Source organism: Streptomyces sp. NPDC054849 (assembly GCF_053610945.1).
Map to the genome: position 1 here is coordinate 55,577 of NZ_JBSGZI010000027.1, position 23,564 is coordinate 79,140.

Below are 23,564 nucleotides of genomic sequence, written 5' to 3' on the forward strand. Positions count from 1 at the left end.
GTCGACTGCCGAGCCCGGTGCGTCAGGCACGACCCACGGGACGGACGGACGGGCGGACAGGCGGACGGGCGCGCGGGCGGACGGGCGCGCGGGCGGACAGGCGCGCGGTGTAGGGGCGCCGCGGCGGCGACGCGGCTCCGGCGGCCCTGACTGCCCGCGCCGCCGTTCTCCGCAGGTGCCCGCTCCCCGCTTCTATGATCATCGGATGTCGGATCCTTCCTACCCCGCCAAGCCCCGGCCCGGAGACCAGGTCGCGGTGCTGTCCCCCTCGTCCGGGCTGCCCGGCCTCTTTCCTCTGCCGTACGAGCTGGGGCTGCGCAGGCTCCGGGACGACTTCGGGCTGAAGCCGGTGGAGTATCCGACCACCCGCACGATGGGTGCGACGCCCCAGGAGCGGGCCGCGGACATCCACGCCGCCTTCGCGGACCCCGCCGTCAAGGCGGTGATCGCCAGCATCGGCGGCGACGACCAGATCACCGTCCTGCCCCACCTCGACCGCGATCTCCTGCGCGCCCACCCCAAGCCGTTCTTCGGCTACAGCGACAACACCAACCTCCTGATGTTCCTGCGGAACCTGGGCATCGTCGGCTACCACGGCGGCTCGGTGATGGTCGAGCTCGGCCGGCCCGGCGCCATGCACCCGTCGACCGCCGACTCCCTCCGGGCGGCGCTGTTCACCTCGGGCGCGTACGAGCTCACGCAGTCGAGCGCCTACGGGGACGTCAACCGTCCCTGGGAGGACCCGCACACCTTCGATGCCGAACCGGAGATGGAACCCTCCGACGGCTGGTCCTGGCACAACGGCGACCGGGTGGTCGAGGGAATCGGCTGGGGCGGGAACCTGGAGGTCGTCTCCTGGCTGCTGATGGCCGACCGTGCGGTGCTGCCGGCCGAGGCCTACGCCGGAAACGTGCTCTTCCTGGAGACCTCGGAGGAGATGCCGCGCGCCGAGGAGGTCTACCGGATCCTTCGGCATATGGGCGAGCGGGGGCTGCTGCGCCAGTTCCCCGCGCTGCTGATGGGCAGGGCGAAGAGCTGGTCGTTCGAGAACCGGTGGGGCGCCGAGGAGAAGGCGCGGTTCCGCCGCGATCAGCGGGAGGCCGTCCTGCGCGCGCTGGGCCGGTACGCGCCCGACACCCTGGTGGTGTTCGACGTCGACCTCGGGCACACCGACCCGCAGGTCGTGATCCCCGTCGGAGGGCGCATCCGGGTCGACGGGCCGGCCCGCCGGATCATCGTCACGTACTGAGCCCGCGGCTCGGGCGGAGGCGCGTCTGGGGACGCGGGAGCCGCGGGATCGGGCGCCTGCTCACCTCGTCGCCCCGGGACGCGTGCTCTCCCCGGCCGTCACAGCGAGATCGCGGTCCCGAGGGAGTCGGCGCACATGATCTTCGGCCCGCCCTCCTCGTAGAAGACGTCGAGCTCGGTGATCGTCAACCCCGCGGCCCTCAGCAGGTCGACGGGCGACCGGGTGAGGTGACACCCGCCGAACAGCCGTTTCTGCAGTGGCTCGAGCCGTCGCTGCCACCGACGGACACCCCAGTCCCCTTCCGGGGCGAGTCCGTGGTCGAGGAAGTGCAGGGTCCCGCCCGACTTGAGGACGCGCCGCAGCTCGCGCAGGGCCGCACCGGCGTCCGGGATGGTGCACAGGGTCCAGGTGGACAGGGCGGAGTCGAACGAGTCGTCCTCGAAGGGCAGCGACTGGCCGTCCAGGCCGGCCCGCCGCACCGGCACGCGCGAGGCGCGGACCCGTCCGGCGGCCAGCCTCCACGCGACGTCGGAGGGCTCGACCGCGGCCACACCGGTGACTCCCGGCGGATAGAAGGGGATGTTGTGTCCCGTCCCGAATCCGATCTCGACGACCTCGCCGGTCAGCCCCTCGCAGACCCGGCGTCGCAGCGGCCGGGCCGTCTTGGCGGCGCAGACGACGTTGATGATCCGTGGAAGTGCCTGGTCGGCGTAGAAACCCATGACGGCCTCCGCGTCTCCCCGTCTGCCCCACTTCTCCTGCCCTTCCGCCCAGCATGCCACCGCCGGCCTCCTTCCACCCCGCGAGTGACAACCCAGGGTTGACACCCCGGGACTGTCAACCTACGGTTGCATCCATGACGAACCCTTCGGTGGAACCCGTTCGCATGACCAATCCGGTACGCCTCGACGACCTCATCGAGGCCATCAAGAAGGTCCACACCGACACCCTGGAGCAGCTCAGCGGCGCCGTCGTCGCCGCCGAGGCCCTGGGCGACGTGGCCGATCACCTCATCGGCCACTTCGTCGACCAGGCCCGCCGCTCCGGCGCCTCCTGGACCGACATCGGCCGCAGCATGGGCGTCACCCGCCAGGCGGCCCAGAAGCGCTTCGTGCCCAAGGCCGACAAGGAGGGCGACCCCGCCCTCGACCCCGCCCAGGGCTTCGGCCGGTTCACTCCCCGCGCCCGCAACGTCGTCGTGGCCTCGCAGAACGAGGCCCGCGCCGCCGGCAACACCGAGATCCGCACAGCGCACCTGGTCCTCGGCCTGCTCACCGAGCCCGAGGGCCTCGCGGCGCTCGCCCTGACCGCCCAGGGGGTCGCGGCCGACGCCGTACGCGCCGCGGCGACCGACGCCCTGCCCCCGGCAGCGGCGGACATCCCCGACCTCATCCCCTTCGACACGTCCGCGAAGAAGGTCCTGGAGCTCACCTTCCGCGAAGCCCTGCGCCTCGGCCACGGCTACGTGGGCACGGAGCACATCCTCCTCGCGCTCCTGGAGCAGGAGCACGGCGAGGGCCTGCTGACCGGCCTCGGTGTGGACAAGTCCGCCGTCGAGGCCACCGTCACCGAAGCCTTGGCAGCCGTACTCGGCGCCGATGGCGGGAAGTAGAGGCGTCCGCGTCACGCGTCAGCTCGTACCTCTTCACGTACGCACCGAGGAAGGCCTGCAGCGTGGCGATGGCCGGGATCGCGATGAGCGCCCCGACCGCGCCCAGCAGGGCGGTGCCCGCCACCACCGATCCGAAGGCCACCGCCGGATGGATGTCCACGGTCTTCGAGGTCACCTTCGGCTGGAGAACGTAGTTCTCGAACTGCTGGTAGACCACCACGAATCCGAGGACGTACAGCGCGTACCACGGGTCGACGGTAAAGGCGATCAGGATCGGCAGCGCGCCCGCGAGATACGTGCCGATGGTGGGGATGAACTGCGAGACCAGCCCCACCCACACCGCGAGCGCGGGCGCGTACGGCACCCCGAGGGCCGCCAGCAGGACGTAGTGCGCGATGCCGGAGATCAGCGCCATCAGCCCGCGTGAGTAGAGGTAGCCGCCCGTCTTGGTGACGGCGATCTCCCAGGCGCGCAGCACCTCCGCCTGCTTCGCGGGCGGCAGTACGGAGCACAGCGCGCGCCGCAGCCGCGGCCCGTCGGCGGCGAAGTAGAAGGAGAACAGGCCGATCGTCAGCAGCTTGAAGAGTCCGCCGAGCACGGTCGCGGACACGTCGAGCACGCCGGTCGCACTGTTCTGTACGTACTTGCGCAGCCAGTCGGAGCGCAGCAGGCTGTCCTGGATCTCCAGCCGGGACAGCTCGGTGTGGAAAGTGGTGTTGATCGAGTTGATCACCGAGTCGAGGTAGCGCGGGAACCCCTCCACCATCTCGACGATCTGCCCGGCGAGCATCGAGCCGAGCAGGATGAGGAACCCGGCCGCCGCGACGAGCACCGCGAGGAAGACCAGGAAGGTGGCGAGCCCGCGGCGCATGCCGCGGGCCGCCATCCTGGCCACCGCCGGCTCGATCGCGAGCGCCAGGAAGAACGCGATCAGGATGTTGACGAGCAGCCCGATCAGCTGGTGGAAGGCCCAGCTGCCGAGCTGGAAGCAGGCGATCAGGGCCAGTACGAGGATCACGGCGCGCGGCAGCCAGCGCGGCATCCGCGCCTCTTCGCCTGCGCCGGCCCCGAGGGGCGGCTCCGGCGGCATCGCACCGGGGGCGTCGGCACGCGGCGGCGTCGCACCGCAGGTGTCCGCACCGGGAGGCGTCGTACCGGGGGTGTCCGCACCCGGCGCCGTCGCACCGGGGGTGTCCGCACCCGGCGCCGTCGCGTCCCGGGCGTCGGCACGCTGCGCCGGCACGCCATGGGCGTCCGCATCCGGCGGCGTCGCACCCGGGGCGTCTGCGCGCTGATCGGTCGTCTCTTCGCTGGCTGCCACGCAGCCAAGTCTGTCCCACCGGCGGCCCGAAGCGCGAAGCGGTCTCCCGGTATGCCGGCGCAGCGTCAGCGCAGCGAGGCCGGCACGTCCATCGCCGCACACACCGCACGCCACACGTCCTTGGCCTCCCAGCCCGCGTCCAGCGCCTGGTGGACGGTCCGTCCGCCCAGCTCCGTCATGACGTGGTCCCGCGCGAAGGAGTCGGCGTAGCCCGCGCCGAAGTGCTCGGCCATCCGCTCCCAGAAAATCGTCAACCGCATGCCCCCAGTATCCCGCCCCGGGAGAGTGCACCGGCCGTATTCGCCCCTCCTCGCCGAACCACCGCGTCCTAGGTTTCACGCATGCCCGGAGACGAAGCTTCCCCGCAGACCCCGCTGACCCCGCTGACCCGCGCCGAGCAGTTCATCTGGCTCACGGCCCGCGTGCTGGAGCAGCGGCGGTTCGCGTTCCACTTCCTCGGCGGGGACGCCGACGCCGTGGACACCGCCCTCGGTTCGTACCTCAACGGTGACGGCGGCTACGGTCACGCGCTCGATCCGGATCTGCGCGGCCCGCTCAGCCAGCCCCTGCACACCGCGCACGCGCTGCGCGTGCTCGACGGTCTGGGCCGCTGCGCCGGGCAGCGCATCGAGCGGCTGTGCCGCCACCTGACCGGGGTCTCCGCCCCGGACGGCGCGCTTCCGGTGGTCTTCCCGCCCCCGCACGACCACCCCTCGGCCCCGTACCCCTCGGCCCCCTACCACCCGTGGCGGGACGACCCGCCGGGCGAGCTGCTGACCACGGGCCCGGTCGTCGGCGTGCTGCACCGCAACCGGGTCTGGCACGCCTGGCTCTTCCGCGCCACGGACTTCTGCTGGGAGCGGGTCGAGAGCCTGCGCCACTCGCATCCGTACGAGGTCCAGAGCGCGGTGGCCTTCCTCGACGGCGCCCCCGACCGGGCGCGCGCGGCGGCGGCCGCGGACCGGCTCGGACGGCTGGCGCGCGAGCAGCGGCTGGTGGTGCTCGACCCGGTGCGGCGGGCGGAGTACCCGGAGGCTCCCGGCTACGCACCGGGCGAGCGGCTCTACCCGCACGACTTCGCGCGGCGGCCGGAGTCGCTGGCCCGCACCTGGTTCACCGACGCGGAGATCCGCCGCTCGCTGGACTTCCTGGCCTCCGAACAGCAGCCGGACGGCGGCTGGCCGGTGCGCCGGCGTGCCTGGGCGCCGGGGAGCGCGCTGGAACGGCGGCCGATCGCCACCCTGGAGGCCCTGCTGACCCTGCGGGCCTACGGACGCCTGCAGGCCGCGGTCAGCCGCCCATCGCCCGTACCCCCGCGGTGACGACGACGGCGGCGGCGACCACGACCAGGAACGGCGCCCGCAGCAGCAGCGCCAGCCCGGCGGCCGCGAGCCCGGCGGCGCGGGCGTCGACCACGAGGGCGGACCCGGTGCTGAAGGTCTGCTGGGCGGTGAGCGCGGCGAGCAGCGCGACCGGCAGCAGCGCGGCCAGCCGGCGCACCAGGGGCCGCTCCAGTGCCCCGGCGGGGACGAGCAGCCCGGCGAGCTTGACGGCGTAGCAGCCGGCGACGGTGAGTGCGATGGCGATCCAGACGTTCACGAGCGGCGTCCCTTCATCCACAGCACTACGGGGGCGGCCAGGGCGGCGATCAGCACGGGCACCCCGGCGGGCAGTACGGGCAGGAAGGCGAGCCCGAGGACGAGCGCGAGGGCGGCGACGGCCCGCTCGGTGGCGGTCTTCAGCATCGGCGCGAGCAGGGCCAGGAACACGGCGGGCCCGGCGGCGTCCAGCCCCCACGCCCTGGTGTCCCCGATGGCCTCGGCGCCGAGCGCGCCGAGCAGGGTGGTGAGGTTCCACAGCGCGTAGAGGCTGAGCCCGGTGACGGTGAAGCCGAGCCGGGCCGACTTCCGGTCGGGCTGGGCCAGCGCCACGGCGGTGGTCTCGTCGATCACCCAGTGCGCGGCGAGGGGCCGTACGGCGCGCGGCAGCGCGAGGAGCTGCGACAGGCGCAGCCCGTAGAAGGCGTTGCGGGTCCCGAGGAAGAAGGCGCCGGCGGCCGCGGTGAACGGGTTCCCGCCCGCCGCGAGCGCCCCGACCAGCGCGAACTGCGAGGCGCCCGTGAAGACGAGCAGGCTCAGCACACAGGCCTGCAGGGTGCTGATACCGGCCCCGGCGGCGGTCACGCCGAAGGCGAACCCGGACAGCCCGACGGCCACCCCGACCCCGAGCGCGTCCCGTACGACGGCGGCGCGCGGCCGCTCGTCGGGCCGTGGTGTCTCTCGTACCTCTGGCTCTGTGACCATCCGCTGTTCTCCCACGCCCCGAAGCTATGCGGGGCCCGGCCGAGCCGTCTTGTACGTTCTTGCGCGCGCCCGGTTCCGACCCCTCCGCCGCGGCGGCCCGGCGGGCAGTCCGGTCAGCTCCGTTGCGCGGCGCCGTCCGTCCTCCGTGGCCTGGGGGCCTGGGGAGTGTCGTCAGAGCAGCGCCGGCCGGACGGGACTTCGACACACACGACCTAAAGGGCCCGCTCCCTCCGGTACGCGCCCGGCGGGACCCCCACGATCCGGGTGAAGTGCCGGTTCAAATGGGGCTGGTCGGTGAAGCCGACGGTGACCGCCGCCTCCGCCGGCGGGGCGCCGGCGTCGAGCAGCCGGCGTGCCTGTCGGACCCGGGCGTCGGTCAGCCAGGTGTGCGGCGGCATGCCGTACCGCTCCCGGAAGGCCCGCAGCAGGGCGAAGGGGCTCGTGCCCAGCTCCGCCGCGAGCTGCTCCAGCGACGGCGGGTCGGCCATGCGCTCCTGCAGTACGGCCCGGGCCGCCGCAGCGTCCGCGCCGCCCGCGCCCTGCACCGTACGGGAGGGCATCGGGCCGGCGTGCCGGGTCAGCATCCGCGCCACCAGGCCCCGCAGCAGCGTGTCGGCGGCCAGCGCGTTCTCCGCCTCGGCGGCCCGGTGGATCTCGGTGATCGCCCGGGCGCCCTGCGGGTCGGCGACCATCTCGGTGGTGAAGGCGGGGGTGCCGCGCAGGGTACCGATCTCGTCGGCTACCTCGACGATCAGATCGCGCGAGGGGTAGAGGGTGGCGTAGGCCCAGCCTTCGGGCACCCCGGCGCGCGCGGTGTGCGGCACCTCGGGGTTGATCAGGACCACACTGCCCGGCCCGGCGCGCACGACATGGCCGGGCAGCCCTATCTCCTCGACGCCGCCGGTGACCGCCGCGATGACGTACCCGTCGTGCGCGTGGCGCGGAAAGGTGTGGCGTACGTAGTGGGCGCGCAGCAGATCCAGCCCGGGCAGTTCGGGGTACTGCCAGTGCCTGGCCCACTCCCGGCGCCCCTCGTCCGTCCCCATCCCCCCATTCTGCGCCCCTGGGCCGACGCACGTTTCCCCAGGTCCGGGCCGTTGTCAGTGGCCGGGTGCACGATGGGGGCATGGCAGGCGCTGCGCTCGACTCGTTCTCCCCCGCGACCCGCTCGTGGTTCACGGGGGCCTTTCTCACGCCCACCACCGCTCAGGAGGGTGCCTGGCGGGCGATCGGGGAGGGGTCTGACGTGCTGGTGGTGGCCCCCACCGGCTCCGGCAAGACTTTGGCCGCGTTCCTCGCCGCCCTCGACCGGCTCGCCTCGACGCCGCCGCCCGCGGAGCAGAGGAAGCGCTGCCGCGTCCTGTACGTGTCGCCGCTGAAGGCCCTGGCGGTCGACGTGGAGCGCAATCTCCGCAGCCCGCTGACCGGGATCCGGCAGGAGTCCGTCCGCCTCGGCCTGCCCGAGCCGGACATCCGGGTCGGGATCCGCTCCGGTGACACCCCGCCCGCCGAGCGGCGGGCGCTGGCCACCCGCCCGCCGGACATCCTCATCACCACGCCAGAGTCGCTGTTCCTGATGCTGACCTCCGCCGCCCGGGACGCCCTCGCGGGGATCGAGACGGTGATCCTGGACGAGGTGCACGCGGTCGCCGGGACCAAGCGCGGCGCCCACCTCGCCCTCTCCCTGGAACGGCTGGACGAGCTGCTGCCGCGCCCCGCGCGCCGGATCGGGCTGTCGGCGACGGTCCGGCCCGTGGACGAGGTGGCCCGGTACCTCGCGCCGCGCGGCAAGGTGGAGATCGTGCAGCCGCCGTCGGACAAGGAGTTCGACCTGTCGGTGGTCGTCCCGGTGCAGGACATGGGCGAGTTGGGCGGCTCCCCCGCGACCGAGGGCAGGGAGGGCGGTGACAAGCCCTCGATCTGGCCGCACGTGGAGGAGCGGATCGCGGACCTGGTGCAGGCGCACCGCTCGACGATCGTGTTCGCCAACTCCCGCCGCCTCGCCGAGCGTCTGTGCAACCGGCTCAACGAGATCGCGTACGAGCGCGCCATGGGCGAGAAACTGCCGGAGGGTCCGCCCCCGGCCGAGATCATGGCCCAGTCGGGAGCCGCCCACGGCGCCCCGCCCCTGCTGGCCCGCGCGCACCACGGCTCGGTGTCCAAGGAGCAGCGGGCACTGGTGGAGGAGGACCTGAAGGCGGGCCGGCTGCCCGCCGTGGTCGCCACCTCCAGCCTGGAGCTGGGCATCGACATGGGCGCCGTGGACCTGGTGGTGCAGGTGGAGTCCCCGCCCTCGGTGGCCTCCGGGCTCCAGCGGGTGGGCCGGGCCGGACACCAGGTGGGTGCCGTCTCCACCGGGGTGGTCTTCCCCAAGTACCGCGGCGACCTGGTGCAGGCGGCCGTGGTCACCGAGCGGATGCGCACGGGTGCGATCGAGTCCCTGCGCGTCCCCGCCAATCCCCTGGACGTACTGGCGCAACAGCTGGTCGCGATGGTCGCGATGGACACCTGGCAGCTGGACGACCTCCTCGCCCTGGTCCGGCGGGCGGCGCCCTTCGCCGCGCTGCCCGAGTCGGCGTTCACGGCGGTGCTCGACATGCTGGCCGGCCGCTATCCGTCGGACGCGTTCGCCGAGCTCAGGCCGCGCGTGGTCTGGGACCGGGTGGCGGGGACGATCACCGGCCGGCCGGGGGCCCAGCGCCTCGCGGTCACCTCGGGCGGCACCATCCCGGACCGCGGGCTCTTCGGAGTGTTCCTCGCGGGATCGGACCCGAAGAAGGGCGGCGGCCGCGTCGGCGAGCTCGACGAGGAGATGGTCTACGAATCCCGCGTCGGGGACGTCTTCACGCTGGGCACCACCTCGTGGCGGATCGAGGACATCACCCGCGACCGGGTCCTGGTCACCCCCGCGCCCGGGGTGCCTGGCCGGCTGCCGTTCTGGAAGGGCGACCAGCTCGGCCGCCCGCTCGAACTGGGCCGCGCGGTCGGCGCGTTCCTGCGCGAGCTCGGCGGCCTCTCCGACGAGGACGCGCGTCTGCGGCTGCTGGCGGCCGGCCTGGACGCCTGGGCCACGGAGAACGTGCTGGCGTACCTCTCCGAGCAGCGAGAGGCCTGCGGTCACGTCCCGGACGACCGGACCATCGTGGTGGAGCGCTTCCGCGACGAGCTCGGCGACTGGCGGGTCGTGGTCCACTCCCCGTTCGGCGCGCAGGTGCACGCCCCGTGGGCGCTGGCGCTCGGTGCCCGCCTCGCCGAGAAGTACGGCATGGACGCGCAGGTGATGCACGCCGACGACGGCATCGTGCTCCGCCTCCCGGACGCAGACCTGCTGTCCATGGACCTCCTGGACCACGATCCCGCCCACACGGCCACCTTCGAGTTCGACGACGAACAGGCCCCGCTGGGCGCGGCCGACGTCGCCTTCGACCACGGTGACATCAACCAGATCGTCACCGACCAGGTCGGCGGCTCCGCGCTCTTCGCCTCCCGCTTCCGCGAGTGCGCGGCCCGCGCCCTGCTGCTGCCGCGGCGCCAACCGGGCAAGCGCACCCCGCTGTGGCAGCAGCGCCAGCGCGCCTCCCAACTGCTTCAGGTGGCGTCGGAGTTCGGGTCCTTCCCGATCGTGCTGGAAGCCGTCCGCGAATGCCTGCAGGACGTCTTCGACGTGCCGGGCCTGACCGAGCTGATGGGCGACATCGAGGCGCGCCGGGTCCGGCTGGTCGAGGTCACCACCCCGGAGCCCTCCCCCTTCGCCCGTTCCCTCCTCTTCGGGTACGTCGCCCAGTTCCTCTACGAGGGCGACTCCCCCCTGGCCGAGCGCAGGGCGGCCGCGCTGTCCCTGGACTCCCGGCTGCTGGCCGAGCTGCTCGGCCAGGCGGAGCTGCGCGAACTCCTCGACGCGGAGGTCCTGGAGGAGCTGGAGCGGGAGCTCCAGTGGCTGACCGAGGACCGCCGGGCCAAGGATCCCGAGTCCGTGGCCGACCTGCTGCGCCTGCTGGGCCCGCTGACGCAGAACCAGCTGACCGAGCGCGGGGCGGATCCCGATTGGGCGGACGAGCTCGCCGCGGCCCGACGTGCCATCCGGGTGCGGATCGGCGGCGTGGACCACTGGGCGGCGATCGAGGACGCGGGCCGGCTGCGGGACGCGCTGGGCACGGCGCTTCCCGTCGGCGTCCCGGAGGCGTTCACCGAGCCGGTCAAGGACCCGCTGGGAGACCTGCTCGCCCGGTACGCCCGCACCCACGGGCCGTTCACCACGACCGCCGTCGCCACCCGCTTCGGGCTGGGCCCGGCGGTGACGGAGGGCGCCCTGCACCGGCTCGCCGCGGCCGGCCGGGTGGTCCAGGGCGAGTTCCACCCGGCGGGCATCGGCCAGGAATGGTGCGACGCGACGGTGCTGCGCCGGCTCCGCCGCCGCTCGCTGGCCGCACTCCGCCAGGAGCTGGAACCGGTACCGCCGACCTCCCTGGCCACCTTCCTGCCCCAGTGGCAGCACCTGGGCGGAGCCCTGCGCGGCCTCGACGGCCTGGCCCGGGCGGTGGAGCAGCTTCAGGGCGCCCCGGTCCCGGCCTCGGCGCTGGAACGTCTGATCCTCCCGTCGCGGGTCAGCGGCTACTCCCCCGGCCTGCTGGACGAACTGACCACCGCGGGAGAGGTGGTGTGGGCGGGCGCGGGAGCCCTCCCCGGCAAGGACGGCTGGGTCTCGCTCTACCTGGCGGACGCGGCCCCGCTGCTCCTGCCCCCGCCGCACCCCCTGGAGCAGAGCCCGCTCCACCAGGCGGTCCTGGCGTCCCTCGCGGGCGGGTACGGCCTGTTCTTCCGGCAGATCTCGGAGTCGATCCGCGCGGAGTTCCCCGAGGTGTCCGACCTGGCACTCTCCGAGGCCGTGTGGGACCTGGCCTGGTCGGGCCGGCTCACCAACGACACCCTGGCGCCGCTGCGCTCCCTGCTGGGCTCGGGCCGCACGGCGGGCTCCACGGCCCACCGTGCCCGGCGCACCGTCCCCCGCGGCCGATACGGCACGCTCAGCGCGACCGTGTCCCGTACGGGGCCGCCCACGGTCTCCGGGCGCTGGTCCCTCCTGCCGTCCGCGGCCCCCGACCCGACCCACCGGGCCCACGCCCTGGCCCGCACCCTGCTCGACCGGCACGGCGTGGTGACCCGCGGCGCGGTCGCCGCGGAGGGGGTGGAGGGCGGCTTCAGCGCGGTCTACCGCGTCCTGTCGGCCTTCGAGGACAGCGGCCAGGCCCGCCGGGGTTACGTGGTCGAGGGACTGGGCGCGGCCCAGTTCGCGATGGACGGCGCGGTGGACCGGCTGCGGGCCGCGGAGCGGACCCCGCCCCCGCTGGCGGCGGTGGTCCTGGCGGCCGCCGACCCGGCGAACGCGTACGGAGCGGCCCTGCCCTGGCCGGAGCCCCCGGCGGGGGCCACCCACAAGCCGGGCCGCAAGGCGGGCTCGCTGGTGGTCCTGGTGGACGGGGAGCTCACGCTGTACCTGGAGCGCGGCGGCAAGACCCTGCTGGCCTGGCCCGCGCCGGAGGACCCCCGGCTCGCGGCCGCCACGGCCGCGCTGGCGGCGTCCTCTCGCGCGGGCACGCTCCCGGCCCTGACGGTGGAGCGGATCAACGCCGCCGCAGCCCTCACCTCCCCCTTGGGCCGGACCCTGGAGGCGGCCGGTTTCCATGCCACTCCGAGAGGATTGCGCTTGCGTTCCTGACGACCGCAAACGGTCTCGACTGTTCCGCTCACGTCCTGGACATGTCACAGAACCGTCGCCGACCGCCCCTGAGCTGGCACAGCCGCTTATTCATCCTTTATCAAGATGATCACAGGCATTGCACGGGCGATGCACAGTCATGGGGGAGTAGAAGAGTGAGCACCATCAGCATGCGTACGACCACCCTCGGCGCGGTCGGCCTGGCGGTCGCCGGAACCCTGGCCCTGACGGGCTGCAAGAACGGCAACGAGGAGCTGGCCCCCGCGCAGCCGAGCGAGGCCACCTCGGCCGGCGCCCCGTCCCCCTCGGCCACTGCCCCGTCCGACTGGGGCAGCCCCAGCGCCACAAGCCCCACCACCGGCGGCAGCGAGGCCCCCGCCGGGGCGAACGGCACGGCGAAGTCCGGTCAGACCTTCAAGATCGGCGAGGCTGCGGAGATCCCGTTCAGCTACGGAAACAACAAGGGCGGCCAGATCGCCCTCACGGTCACCGCGATCGAGCAGGGCAACCCCGCCGACCTGGACGCCCTCAAGCTCGGCGACAAGGTGAAGGGGATGATCCCGTACTACATCCGCTACTCGGTCAAGAACACCGGCACCACGGACCTGTCGTACTCATCCGTCACCCAGATCAAGGGTCTGCTCGGGGACGGCACCGAGGCGCAGCGCGTCTCGATCATCGGCAAGTTCGAGAAGTGCCCGAACGAGTCGCTGCCGAAGGGCTTCACCAACGGCCGGACGCAGACCAGCTGCGCGGTGGCCCTCGCCCCGTCGGCCCAGACGAAGGTCGCCGCGGCCGAGTACTGGGGCAACCCCTACAGCTACCCGAACAAGGGCCTCGTCTGGAAGTGATGAGCGGCCCGTCCGGCCCCTCGGCCCCTTCCTGATCCACAGAGCCCCTGCGGCTGCACCCCGCCGCAGGGGCTCGCGCCCTTCGCCCCGACGCCTTTCCACCGGACTGCCCGGACTGCCCGGCCCCCCGGACCCGCGGCCCGCGGCGGGCAGCGGGCCGCGGGCAGCGGGCAGCGGGCAGCGGGCAGCGGGCAGCGGGCAGCGGGCGACAATGGCCACATGCCCGAAGGTGACAGCATCCGGCGCGTGGCGACCCGTCTCCACGCCGTTCTGGCAGGCCGCGAACTCACCCGCAGCGACCTGCGCGTCCCCCGGTTCGCCACGGCCGACCTCACCGGCCGCGTCACCCTCGACGTCACCCCCCGCGGCAAACACATCCTCGCCCGCCTGGAGGGCGGCCTCACCCTGCACAGCCATCTCCGCATGGACGGCGCCTGGCGCGTCTTCGCCGTCGGCGAGAAGTGGCACGGCGGCCCCGCCTACGAGATCCGCGCCATCCTCGGCACAGCCGACCACATCGTCGTCGGCTACCGCCTCCCCGTCCTGGAACTGATCCGCACCGCCGAGGAGGACCGGGCCGTCGGCCACCTCGGCCCCGACCTCCTCGGCCCGGACTGGGATCCCGCCCTCGCCGCCGCCAACCTCCTCACCGCCCCCGAGCGGCCTCTCGGCGAGGCCCTGCTCGACCAGCGCAACCTCGCCGGGATCGGCAACATCTACAAGGCCGAGCTCTGCTTCCTCGCCGGGGTCACCCCCTGGACGCCGGTCGGGGCCCTTCCCGAGGCGACCCTCCCCCGGCTGGCCGCCGCCGCCCACCGCCTCCTGTCGGCGAACACCGGCGAGCGGCCCGGTCCCCGTAACACCACCGGCAGCCGCCTCCCCGGCCAGGAGCTCTTCGTCTACGGCCGGGCCAAGCGCCCCTGCCTGCGCTGCGGCACGCCCGTCCGCAAGGCCGACCAAGACGGCCGCCCCACCTACTGGTGCCCCCGCTGCCAGCCGGGCCCGACGCGGTAGTACCCCAACTGGGAGGACCGCCCGAACTTATTGACGCTCCGTCAGATCGGGCCGTACGGTCCCCGCATGCCCACACCCACAGTCTCCTACGACCTCACCGGCCGCACAGCCCTGGTCACCGGCGCCGCCAGCGGCATCGGCCGCGCCACCGCCGTCCTCCTCGCCGAGGCGGGCGCGCACGTGCACTGCGCGGACCGCGACGGGCAAGGGCTCGCCGAGACGGCCGCCCTCGTCACCAAGGCCGGCGGCGCCGCCACCGTCCATCCCCTCGACGTCACCGACCGGGCCGCGCTCCGGGAGGCCGTCACCGCGGCGGGCCCGCTCGACATCGCCGCCGCCATCGCCGGAATCATGCACACCAGCAGCGTCCTGGAGACGTCGGACGAGGACCTCGACCGGGTCCTGGACGTCAATTTCAAGGGGGTCCTGCGCACCTGCCAGGAGGCCGCTCGTTCCATGATCGCGGCAGGCCGCCCCGGCTCCCTCGTCACGATGGCCTCGGGGGCCGTGGACGCGGCCCGGCCCGGCCTGCTCTGCTACAGCGCGGCCAAGGCGGCCGTCGTCCAGCTGACCCGGACCCTCGCAGGCGAGGTCGGCCCGCACGGGATACGCGTCAACGCCGTCGCCCCGGGCTGGATCCGCACGCCGATGACCGGCCGCCACAGCCCCGAGGCCCAGGAGCAGACCGAGGCGGCGATGGTCCGCATGTCACCGCTGCGCCGGGTCGGCGAGCCCGAGGACATCGCCCAGGCGGTGCTCTACCTGGCCTCGGACGCCTCGTCCTTCATGACCGGCCAGATCCTTCGCCCGAACGGCGGAGTGTCGATGCCCTGGTAACCCCGTCGCCCAGGTCGGCCCGGTCCACTCGGATTGCCCCGTCCGCACCGCCCGCCCCGCCCGCCACGTCCCTGTCCGCCCCGTCCGCCCCGGCTACCCCGTCCGCCATGGCAGCCGGCCTCCGGGCCTTTCGCACCGGGGCCGGAACGCAGTGCACGGGCAGCAGCCCCAGTCCCCAGCCGCCCACCGCCACGGCGCCCTCGACGGCCCCGGACTCCGCAGGCACCAGCACCAGCCGCAGCACGGCCCACCACCACAGCGCCCCCACCGTCAGTGCGAGCGCCGACACCACAGGTATGCGCAGTAACCGCCGCACGGCTACCTCCCAGGGGCCGGGACCCGGACGGCCCCATCCTCCCGCACCCCCCTCGCGCCCGCACCCAGAACGGCCGGGAGCCCCGGCCGGTGCTTCCACACCGACCGGGGCTCCGGCCACGCTCAAACGCGCACGTGCTCGCTCACGCGGCTACGACATTCACCGCTTCCGCAGGCGCCTTGATGGTCACCCGCTCCGGCCCACCCGCGACCGAAGCCATGGAGACCGAATTGAGCATCGGGCGGACCGGCACACTCACCGGTTCGCTTGCCGCGGCCGACTGTGCCAGCTCGGCCAGCGACAGTTCATCGCTGACTTCGCGCATCAGCTCGGACATCCGTACGTCCAACGCGTCGCAGATCGCGGAGAGCAGCTCGGAGGATGCCTCCTTCTGCCCCCGCTCCACCTCGGAGAGATAGCCGAGCGAAACTCGGGCCGACGAGGAGACTTCGCGCAGAGTACGGCCCTGGCGCTGGCGCTGCCGACGCAGCACGTCACCCAGCAGGCGACGGAGCAGAATCATCGGTGGCTCCCTCCTCTGACCGTGTAGCCGCATCCTTCACGCCCCACCGTACCGCCTCGCGCCGCGGCCGTGCGGGGAGCGATGTCGTGTTCACTCAGGGCTGCAAACATCAAATCCCCCCGTTCTGTTCCGTATCCTGCCCCCGCGCATTCTCACGGAGTTGGTCTGAGAGAAGCTCGAGCACTGTCCGTGCACTCTCCCTACGGATTTCCTCCCGGGAGCCGTTCAACCGCAGACGGACCGTTTTCCTGCCCCCCGGGCCGTCCACCGCGATGAAAACCGTTCCCACCGGCTGCCCGTCCTGCGGCTGCGGGCCGGCCACTCCGGTGGTCGCGATCCCCCACGAGGCACCCATCACCCGCCGCACGCCCGCCGCCATCTCCGCCGCGACCTGCGCGTTCACCGCGCCTTCGGCCTCGAGGAGTCCGGCGTCCACTCCCAGGACCCTGTGCTTGATCTCCGTCGCATACGCCGTGACCGAGCCGCGGAAGGACTGGGAGGCGCCGGCCACGGCCGTGATCTCGGCGGCCACCATGCCGCCGGTCAGGGATTCGGCCACGGCGAGGGTCTGGTCACGGTCCGTGAGCAGGCGCAGCGCCTCCGCAGCCACCTCCGTCACTTCGACCTCTCCGGTACCGGTTTCCGCCGCCGGAGAATCCCCCGCCGCGTAGGTCACCTCGCGGCCCGCTCCGCCACAAGACCCTCACGGCGCAGGACTACGGCCTGGCGGATGTAGTCCAGACCGGTGACGACGGTCAGCACGACGGCGAGCGCCATCACCCAGAAGCGCATGGTCGCCAGCGCCCCGGTCAGCGCGAGCACGTACATGCCGACGGCCGTTCCCTGGGCCAGGGTCTTGAGCTTGCCGCCCCGGCTGGCCGGAATCACGCCGTAGCGGATGACCCAGAAGCGCAGGAGCGTGATCCCCAGCTCCCGTCCGAGGATCACCCCGGTCACCCACCAGGGGAGGTCACCGAGCCAGGAAAGACAGATGAGCGCCGACCCCATGATCGCCTTGTCGGCGATGGGGTCGGCGATCTTGCCGAAGTCCGTGACCAGGTTGTACGTCCGGGCCAGGTGCCCGTCGAAGATGTCCGTGATCATGGCGACGGCGAACGCGGCCCAGGCCCAGGCCCGCCAGGCCGGGTCGTAGCCGCCCTCGGCGAGCAGCAGGAAGACGAAGCCCGGCACCAGCACGAGCCGCATCATCGTCAGGATGTTGGCGATGTTCCACAGGCTGGCCTGATTGACCGCCGCGGCCCCCAGCTTCGCGCCGGGTACGGGCCGACGGCCGGTCCCGCCCGCCGCAGATGCCGGGACTCCGGTCATCCGGCCGCCTCCTCAAGATCCGTGCCCAGGGGCTCGGCCACCAGGTCCACACCCAGGGTCCCGACCACCTTCGCCGTGACGATACGCCCCGGGACCAGGCCCGTGCTGTCCGTGAAGACCACCTGGCCGTCGGTCTCGGGTGCCTGGTGCGCGGCGCGTCCGTAGGCGCCCTCACCGTCCTCGTCGACCTCTTCCACGGTCTCGACGAGCACTTCCAGGGTCTCCCCGATCCGCTCCTCCGCGCGCTGCGAGGTGAGCTCCTCGGCGAGCCGCTGCATGTGCGCGAGCCGCTCGGCGATGGTGTCCTCGTCCAGCTTGTGGTCGTAGGTGACGGCCTCGGTGCCGTCCTCGTCGGAGTAGCCGAAGACGCCGATGGCGTCCAGACGCGCGTGGGTGAGGAAACGCTCCAGCTCGGCGAAGTCCGACTCCTTCTCGCCGGGGAAGCCGACGATGAAGTTGGACCGCACGCCAGCCGTCGGGGCCTTGCTGCGGATGGTGTCCAGCAGTTCCAGGAAGCGGTCGGTGTCACCGAAGCGGCGCATGGAGCGCAGCACGTCCGGCGCCGAGTGCTGGAAGGACAGGTCGAAGTACGGCACGACCTTGGGGGTCGAGGTGAGTACGTCGATCAGGCCGGGCCGCATCTCGGCGGGCTGCAGGTAGCTGACGCGGACGCGCTCGATGCCGTCCACCTCGGCCAGCTCCGGCAGCAGGGTCTCCAGCAGCCGGATGTCGCCGAGGTCCTTGCCGTACGAGGTGTTGTTCTCGGAGACCAGCATGATCTCCTTGACGCCCTGCTCGGCGAGCCAGCGGGTCTCGCCCAGCACGTCGCCGGGACGGCGGGAGATGAAGGAGCCGCGGAAGGACGGGATGGCGCAGAAGGAGCAGCGCCGGTCGCAGCCGGAGGCCAGCTTGACCGAGGCGACGGGGCTCTTGTCCAGGCGGCGGCGCAGGGGCGCGCGCGGCCCGGAGGCGGGCGCGAGGCCGTCCGGGAGGTCGGCGGGGGCCTCGGCCACGGGTTCCTGGGCGTGGCCCGGGAGCGCCACCTCGGCGGTCTGGCGCTCCGCCGGGCTGATCGGCAGCAGCTTGCGCCGGTCGCGCGGGGTGTGCGAGGCGTGGATGCCGCCGTTCAGGATGGTCTGGAGGCGGTCGGAGATGTCGGCGTAGTCGTCGAAGCCGAGCACGCCGTCGGCCTCGGGAAGCGCTTCGGCAAGCTCCTTGCCGTAGCGCTCGGCCATGCAGCCGACGGCGACGACGGCCTGGGTCTTGCCGTGATCCTTGAGATCGTTGGCTTCCAGCAGGGCGTCTACGGAGTCCTTCTTGGCGGCTTCGACGAAGCCACAGGTGTTGACGACGGCTACGTCCGCATCGGCGGCGTCCTCGACGAGCTCCCAGCCATCCGCCGCCAAGCGGCCTGCGAGCTCCTCCGAGTCCACCTCGTTACGGGCGCAGCCAAGAGTGACAAGGGCGACGGTACGGCGTTCGGGCATGGACTCAAGACTACTTCGTCCCGGCGCCGGCCCCAGCCGCACGTCCCCGCACGTCAAGATCCCCGGGGTGCGGTGTGGCACCCCGGGGACCCGGATTCACGCGTTCCGCCCTGGGGCGGCTCTCTCGTCAGCCCGCCTGGGGCTGATCCTGCAGAGGGTCTTCCTTGGTGTATGTGAGACGTTCCACCTGACCTGGCTGGAAGTCGTCCTTGATCTCCTTACCGTTCACGAAGAGCTTCACGACCCCGGCGTCGCCGAGCACGAGGTCGACGGACTCCTTGTCCGTGAAGGTCTTGGACTCACCCTGCACGAGGGTGCCGTCGAAGAGCAGCCGACCGGTGGAGTCCTTCGCGGAGATCCAGCTCTCGCCCGTGTCGGCCGTCAGGACGACCGTGACGAGGTCCTTGGGCGCGGCGGCGATGGCGCTGTCCGAGGGCTCCGGCTTGGGTGCCTGAGGGGTCTGGGGCTGGGCGGCCGGCTTGCCGCCGGTCTGGTGGGGTGCGGGCTTCGGGGAGGCGGAACCTTCCGCCACCGGCCGCTTGTCCTTGTCGCCGCCGCCGCTGAAGGCGGTGAAGCCCACGAAGCCGATCACGGCGACGATGGCGGCGACCATGGCCGCGGTCCAGTTGGGCCGCTGCCGCTCGGGGCGGATGCGCTCGGCATCGAACATCGGCGCGGCGGGGGTGGGTGCCGGCCGGCCGCCGTGGGCCGCGTCGTAGCTCTCGACCAGGGGTGCCGGGTCGAGGTGGACGGCGCGGGCGAGCGTACGGATGTGACCGCGGGCGTAGACGTCGCCGCCGCACCGCGTGAAGTCGTCCTCTTCGATCGCGTGCACGATCGGGATGCGCACGCGGGTGGTGGAACTGACCTCGTCGACAGTGAGCCCGGCGGCGATCCGGGCCTTCTTGAGGGCCGTCCCGATGGAAGGCTCTTCGACAGGACGTTCGACGATGCGGTCCTCGGACCGGTCGTCGGTCGAAGGCCGCTCTTCTTCGGGGGAGTTGGAGTTGCCGATGGACACAAGGGCGCCTTTCGAGCGTGTAGCCACCTGCTGGAAGTCCAGTCTAGGGGGGTGACGAAAGGGTGGAGCAACCGGAGGGTGCACTTCCTACGCCATCCGAATGGCGACGGCAGGTCCCGTCCGGTCCGGCGGCCCGACGCCGTACGCGATGTCGTGCGAGGTGCCGCCACCTCCCTTCAACTTGACGCGAGCCCAAGGGAAACGGTTGCCCGCGGTTTCATCACGGATGGGCCTCGCCGCGGATGACGGCCAGTACCCCGTCCAGTTCGTCGGCCTTCAGCAGCACGTCGCGCGCCTTCGAACCCTCGCTCGGACCCACGATGCCCCTCGATTCCATGAGGTCCATGAGCCGCCCGGCCTTCGCGAAACCCACCCGCAGCTTGCGCTGGAGCATGGAGGTGGAACCGAACTGGGTCGAGACCACCAGCTCCGCCGCCTGGCACAGCAGGTCCAGGTCGTCGCCGATGTCCTCGTCGATCTCCTTCTTCTGCTTCTGCCCGACGGTGACGTCGTCCCGGAAGACCGGCGCCATCTGGTCCTTGCAGTGCTGGACGATCCCGGCGATCTCGTCCTCGGTGACGAAGGCGCCCTGGAGGCGGACCGGCTTGTTGGCGCCCATCGGCAGGAACAGCCCATCGCCCTTGCCGATCAGCTTCTCGGCGCCCGGCTGGTCGAGGATGACCCGGCTGTCGGCGAGGGAGGACGTGGCGAAGGCGAGGCGCGAGGGCACGTTGGCCTTGATGAGGCCGGTGACCACGTCCACCGAGGGCCGCTGCGTGGCGAGCACCAGGTGGATGCCGGCCGCGCGGGCCAGCTGGGTGATCCGGACGATCGAGTCCTCGACGTCGCGCGGGGCCACCATCATCAGGTCCGCCAGCTCGTCGACGATCACCAGGAGGTACGGGTACGGGCTGAGCTCGCGCTCGCTGCCCGGCGGCAGTTTGATCTTGCCGTCCCGGATGGCCTGGTTGAAGTCGTCGATGTGCCGGTAGCCGAAGGCGGCCAGGTCGTCGTAGCGCAGGTCCATCTCGCGCACGACCCACTGGAGCGCCTCCGCGGCCCGCTTGGGGTTGGTGATGATCGGAGTGATCAGGTGCGGGATGCCCTCGTACGCCGTCAGCTCGACCCGCTTGGGGTCCACCAGCACCATCCGCACGTCCTCCGGGGTGGCCCGGACCATGACGGAGGTGATCAGGCAGTTGATGCAGGAGGACTTTCCGGAGCCGGTGGCACCGGCGACCAGCACGTGCGGCATCTTGGCGAGGTTGGCCATGACGTAGCCGCCCTCGACGTCCTTGCCCAGCGCGACCAGCATCGGGTGGTCGTCCTCGGCCGCGTCCGCGAGGCGCAGGACGTCGCCCAGGTTGACCATCTCGCGGTCGGTGTTCGGGATCTCGATGCCGACCGCGGACTTGCCCGGGATGGGGCTGATGATCCGGACGTCCGGCGAGGCCACGGCGTAGGCGATGTTCTTCGCCAGCGCCGTGATCCGCTCGACCTTCACCGCGGCGCCGAGGGTCACCTCGTAACGGGTGACCGTCGGGCCCCGAGTGAAGCCGGTGACCTGGGCGTCCACCTTGAACTCCGTGAAGACGTTCGTCAGCGAGGCGACCACCGCGTCGTTGGCGGCGCTGCGGGTCTTGCCCGGCCCGCCGCGCTCCAGCAGGTCGAGCGAGGGCAGCGCGTACGTGATGTCCCCGCGCAGCTGGAGCTGCTCGGCGCGCGGCGGCAGCGCCTGGGTCTGCGGCGGGGCCTTGGTCAGGTCGGGCACCGCCAGCGTCCCGGAGGCCGCGGCGGTGGTGGCGTGCGGCCGCTCGCCGGGGGCCGCGGGGGCGACGGCCGGTACGGGACGCTCCCCGCGGGCGGTCGGCACCGGAGCGGTGGCCTCCGCTCCCTCCCGCTCGACGGTGATCCCCTGCGTGAGGTCGGCGACGAGCGGGGAGGGCGGCATTCCGCCGTAGACCACCCCGTCCAGCGCGGCGGCGGCCGCCGCGGCCACGTCGACGGCGTCCATCTCCCGGTCCGCGGCCGGACGGACGGAGCTTCTGCGCGGCCTGCGCCGCCGGGCGAGCGCCTCCTCCTCGGCGGTGTCCGCCGGGGCGCCGGAGCCCGCGCCGCCGGCCCGGCCACGGGCCCGCCACTGCTCGGGGTCGTGCCGCTCGCCCGGGCCGGCCTCGGGCTCCCCGTACCCCTCGTCGTACTCGTTCGGGGCGATGATCCCCAGCCGGATCCCGAGCCGGCGCAGCCGCTGCGGGATCGCGTTGACCGGGGTCGCGGTGACCACGAGCAGCCCGAAGATCGTCAGCAGCACCAGCAGGGGCACGGCCAGCGGCGCACCCATGGTGAAGATCAGCGGCTTGGAGGCTCCCCAGCCGATGAGCCCGCCCGCGTTCTGCATCGCGGTGGTGCCCTCGTCCCGGCCGGGCGCTCCGCAGGCGATGTGGACCAGGCCCAGGATTCCGATGACGAGGGCGGACAGCCCGACGCCGATGCGGCCGTTGGCGTCGGTCTGTTCGGGATGGCGGATGAAACGAACCGCCATGACACCGAGCAGGATCGGCACGAGCAGGTCCAGTCGTCCGAAGGCACCGGTGACCAGCATGGTGACCAGATCCCCGACGGGTCCGTTCAGATTCGACCAGGTACCGGCGGCGACGATCAGCCCGAGGGCGAGAAGCAACAGCGCCAGGCCGTCCTTGCGGTGGGCGGGGTCGAGGTTCTTGGCCCCGTGGCCGATCCCGCGGAAGACGGCGCCCACGGCGTGGGCGCAGCCCAGCCACACGGCGCGCACCAGCCGGACCACGCCTCCCGTCGGGGACGGCGCGGGCTTGGCCGCGGCCTTCTTGGCCGGCGCCCGCCTGGCAGCCGCGGCCTTCTTCGCCGGAGGCTTGCGTGCGGGAGCCGCCTTCTTCGCCGGCGCCGTCGTACGGCCGGTGCGGCCCTTCGCGGTGCCCGCGGTGCTCGGGGAACCCTTACCGGACGTACGTGAGGCCATGGGGCCGAGGTTACCGGTGCGCACGCCGGTGGACACGCGTGCCCACCCCTTCACCCGTTCGTGTCGTCAGCCCGGTCGTCGCTTTGACGCTCCGCCAGGACAGCCGCACGCTCGGTCAGTTCTGCGCGGGCAGGATCGGAGCCCCTCCGGCCGTCCCGGGCTCCAGCGCGTCGAGCGCCCGCCGCAGTCCGGTGAGTTTGCGTTCCAGATGGGCGGCGGTCGCCACGACGCCCGCATCGGCCGAGTCCTCGCCGAGCTGCTTGGTCAGCGCCTCGGCCTGCTCCTCGACCGCCGCGAGCCGCGCGGAGAGCTCGGCCAGCAGTCCGGCCGTCTCCTTGCCGGCATCCACGCCGTTCGAGCTGCCGCCCTCCAGCTGCAGGCGCAGCAGGGCCGCCTGCTCGCGGAGCTGGCAGTTCTTCGTGTACAGCTCCACGAAGACCGAGACCTTGGCGCGCAACACCCAGGGGTCGAAGGGCTTGGAGATGTAGTCCACCGCACCGGCCGCGTAGCCGCGGAACGTGTGGTGCGGACCGTGGTTGATCGCGGTGAGGAAGATGATCGGGATGTCCCGGGTCCGTTCCCGCCGCTTGATGTGCGCGGCCGTCTCGAACCCGTCCATACCCGGCATCTGGACATCCAGCAGGATGACCGCGAAATCGTCCGTCAGCAGCGCCTTGAGCGCTTCCTCCCCGGACGACGCCCGGACCAGTGTCTGATCGAGCGCGGAGAGGATGGCCTCCAGCGCCAGCAGATTCTCCGGCCGGTCGTCGACCAGGAGGATCTTGGCCTTCTGCACCATGCCCTGTCCTCCTCGCCCCGGCACGGGTCCTCCCCGGCTCCTGGCTCCGGCGTGTGTGCCGGGCCCCGCCCCAGAGGACGCCATCCTTGCGCCGTCCGTCCTTGTGCCGGTCATCGTAGCCCCAGTCCCGAGATCGCCACACCCTGTCACCAAGATGTCACTGTGCACGAAGCAGAAACGTGGTGGGAGAG

General features: G+C 72.6%; 20 protein-coding genes. 7 read left to right on the forward strand and 13 right to left on the reverse strand.

The window, feature by feature from the left end:
- Nucleotides 1–205 precede the first annotated feature (205 nt).
- Complete coding sequence (locus tag ACWGIF_RS15040) at nt 206–1,249, forward strand: S66 family peptidase (RefSeq protein ID WP_453496494.1); 1,044 nt, start codon at nt 206–208, stop codon at nt 1,247–1,249.
- 98 nt (nt 1,250–1,347) lie between these two features.
- Here the strand turns inward: ACWGIF_RS15040 and ACWGIF_RS15045 are convergent, their stop codons facing one another.
- On the reverse strand, nt 1,348–2,031 hold the full coding sequence (locus tag ACWGIF_RS15045; RefSeq protein ID WP_453496497.1) for a methyltransferase domain-containing protein: 684 nt from the start codon (nt 2,029–2,031) through the stop codon (nt 1,348–1,350).
- 74 nt (nt 2,032–2,105) lie between these two features.
- On the opposite strand from ACWGIF_RS15045, the gene ACWGIF_RS15050 reads away from it, so the two are divergent.
- A complete protein-coding gene (locus ACWGIF_RS15050) occupies nt 2,106–2,861 on the forward strand; it encodes a Clp protease N-terminal domain-containing protein (protein WP_453496500.1) in 756 nt (251 codons plus the stop codon).
- Here ACWGIF_RS15050 and ACWGIF_RS15055 read toward each other — a convergent pair.
- Entirely contained in the window at nt 2,815–3,903 is a 1,089-nt protein-coding gene (locus ACWGIF_RS15055; protein WP_453496559.1) for an AI-2E family transporter, read from the reverse strand. The genes ACWGIF_RS15050 and ACWGIF_RS15055 overlap by 47 nt on opposite strands.
- 344 nt (nt 3,904–4,247) lie before the next feature.
- A complete protein-coding gene (locus ACWGIF_RS15060) occupies nt 4,248–4,442 on the reverse strand; it encodes a DUF3046 domain-containing protein (RefSeq protein ID WP_053682254.1) in 195 nt (64 codons plus the stop codon).
- 81 nt (nt 4,443–4,523) lie between these two features.
- Between ACWGIF_RS15060 and ACWGIF_RS15065 the strand changes: the two genes are divergently transcribed.
- Complete coding sequence (locus tag ACWGIF_RS15065; RefSeq protein ID WP_453496503.1) at nt 4,524–5,504, forward strand: hypothetical protein; 981 nt, start codon at nt 4,524–4,526, stop codon at nt 5,502–5,504.
- Here ACWGIF_RS15065 and ACWGIF_RS15070 read toward each other — a convergent pair.
- From ACWGIF_RS15070 to ACWGIF_RS15080, 3 genes are all read right to left on the reverse strand, one after another.
- On the reverse strand, nt 5,473–5,781 hold the full coding sequence (locus tag ACWGIF_RS15070) for an AzlD domain-containing protein (RefSeq protein WP_453496506.1): 309 nt from the start codon (nt 5,779–5,781) through the stop codon (nt 5,473–5,475). The two genes, ACWGIF_RS15065 and ACWGIF_RS15070, sit on opposite strands and share 32 nt — an antisense overlap.
- A complete protein-coding gene (locus ACWGIF_RS15075; RefSeq protein ID WP_453496509.1) occupies nt 5,778–6,485 on the reverse strand; it encodes an AzlC family ABC transporter permease in 708 nt (235 codons plus the stop codon). Before ACWGIF_RS15075 ends, ACWGIF_RS15070 begins: the two co-directional genes overlap by 4 nt.
- 212 nt (nt 6,486–6,697) lie before the next feature.
- Nucleotides 6,698–7,531: an AraC family transcriptional regulator gene (locus ACWGIF_RS15080; RefSeq protein ID WP_453496512.1), complete on the reverse strand. Its 834-nt coding sequence runs from the start codon at nt 7,529–7,531 to the stop codon at nt 6,698–6,700.
- 80 nt (nt 7,532–7,611) lie between these two features.
- Between ACWGIF_RS15080 and ACWGIF_RS15085 the strand changes: the two genes are divergently transcribed.
- The 4 genes from ACWGIF_RS15085 (at nt 7,612) to ACWGIF_RS15100 (ending at nt 14,903) form a co-directional block, all read left to right on the forward strand.
- Nucleotides 7,612–12,201, forward strand: coding sequence for an ATP-dependent helicase (locus tag ACWGIF_RS15085; RefSeq protein ID WP_453496515.1), 4,590 nt, complete (start codon nt 7,612–7,614; stop codon nt 12,199–12,201).
- Nucleotides 12,202–12,356: 155 nt separating this feature from the next.
- Entirely contained in the window at nt 12,357–13,052 is a 696-nt protein-coding gene (locus ACWGIF_RS15090) for a hypothetical protein (RefSeq protein WP_453496518.1), read from the forward strand.
- Between the two features lie 219 nt (nt 13,053–13,271).
- The gene (locus tag ACWGIF_RS15095) at nt 13,272–14,066 is read left to right on the forward strand and encodes an Fpg/Nei family DNA glycosylase (protein WP_453496521.1); all 795 of its coding nucleotides are present in this window, start codon (nt 13,272–13,274) and stop codon (nt 14,064–14,066) included.
- Nucleotides 14,067–14,132: 66 nt separating this feature from the next.
- The gene (locus tag ACWGIF_RS15100) at nt 14,133–14,903 is read left to right on the forward strand and encodes an SDR family NAD(P)-dependent oxidoreductase (RefSeq protein ID WP_453496524.1); all 771 of its coding nucleotides are present in this window, start codon (nt 14,133–14,135) and stop codon (nt 14,901–14,903) included.
- A gap of 458 nt (nt 14,904–15,361) precedes the next feature.
- On the opposite strand, the gene ACWGIF_RS15105 is transcribed toward ACWGIF_RS15100, so the two are convergent.
- The 7 genes from ACWGIF_RS15105 to ACWGIF_RS15135 all read right to left on the reverse strand — a co-directional run bounded on the left by ACWGIF_RS15105 (nt 15,362) and on the right by ACWGIF_RS15135 (nt 23,373).
- On the reverse strand, nt 15,362–15,742 hold the full coding sequence (locus tag ACWGIF_RS15105) for a helix-turn-helix domain-containing protein (RefSeq protein ID WP_030389368.1): 381 nt from the start codon (nt 15,740–15,742) through the stop codon (nt 15,362–15,364).
- A gap of 109 nt (nt 15,743–15,851) precedes the next feature.
- Entirely contained in the window at nt 15,852–16,361 is a 510-nt protein-coding gene (locus ACWGIF_RS15110) for a CinA family protein (protein ID WP_453496562.1), read from the reverse strand.
- Nucleotides 16,362–16,414: 53 nt separating this feature from the next.
- Nucleotides 16,415–17,071 (reverse strand): CDP-diacylglycerol--glycerol-3-phosphate 3-phosphatidyltransferase, encoded by a 657-nt coding sequence (pgsA, locus tag ACWGIF_RS15115; protein ID WP_453496527.1) that lies wholly within the window; start codon nt 17,069–17,071, stop codon nt 16,415–16,417.
- The gene (gene rimO, locus ACWGIF_RS15120) at nt 17,068–18,558 is read right to left on the reverse strand and encodes a 30S ribosomal protein S12 methylthiotransferase RimO (RefSeq protein WP_453496530.1); all 1,491 of its coding nucleotides are present in this window, start codon (nt 18,556–18,558) and stop codon (nt 17,068–17,070) included. Before rimO ends, pgsA begins: the two co-directional genes overlap by 4 nt.
- A gap of 127 nt (nt 18,559–18,685) precedes the next feature.
- Complete coding sequence (locus ACWGIF_RS15125) at nt 18,686–19,579, reverse strand: RodZ domain-containing protein (protein WP_453496533.1); 894 nt, start codon at nt 19,577–19,579, stop codon at nt 18,686–18,688.
- A gap of 220 nt (nt 19,580–19,799) precedes the next feature.
- Nucleotides 19,800–22,574 carry a DNA translocase FtsK gene (locus ACWGIF_RS15130; RefSeq protein WP_453496535.1) on the reverse strand — a complete coding sequence of 925 codons (2,775 nt, stop codon included), beginning with the start codon at nt 22,572–22,574 and terminating at the stop codon, nt 19,800–19,802.
- 115 nt (nt 22,575–22,689) lie between these two features.
- Complete coding sequence (locus tag ACWGIF_RS15135; RefSeq protein ID WP_453496538.1) at nt 22,690–23,373, reverse strand: response regulator; 684 nt, start codon at nt 23,371–23,373, stop codon at nt 22,690–22,692.
- Nucleotides 23,374–23,564 lie beyond the last annotated feature (191 nt).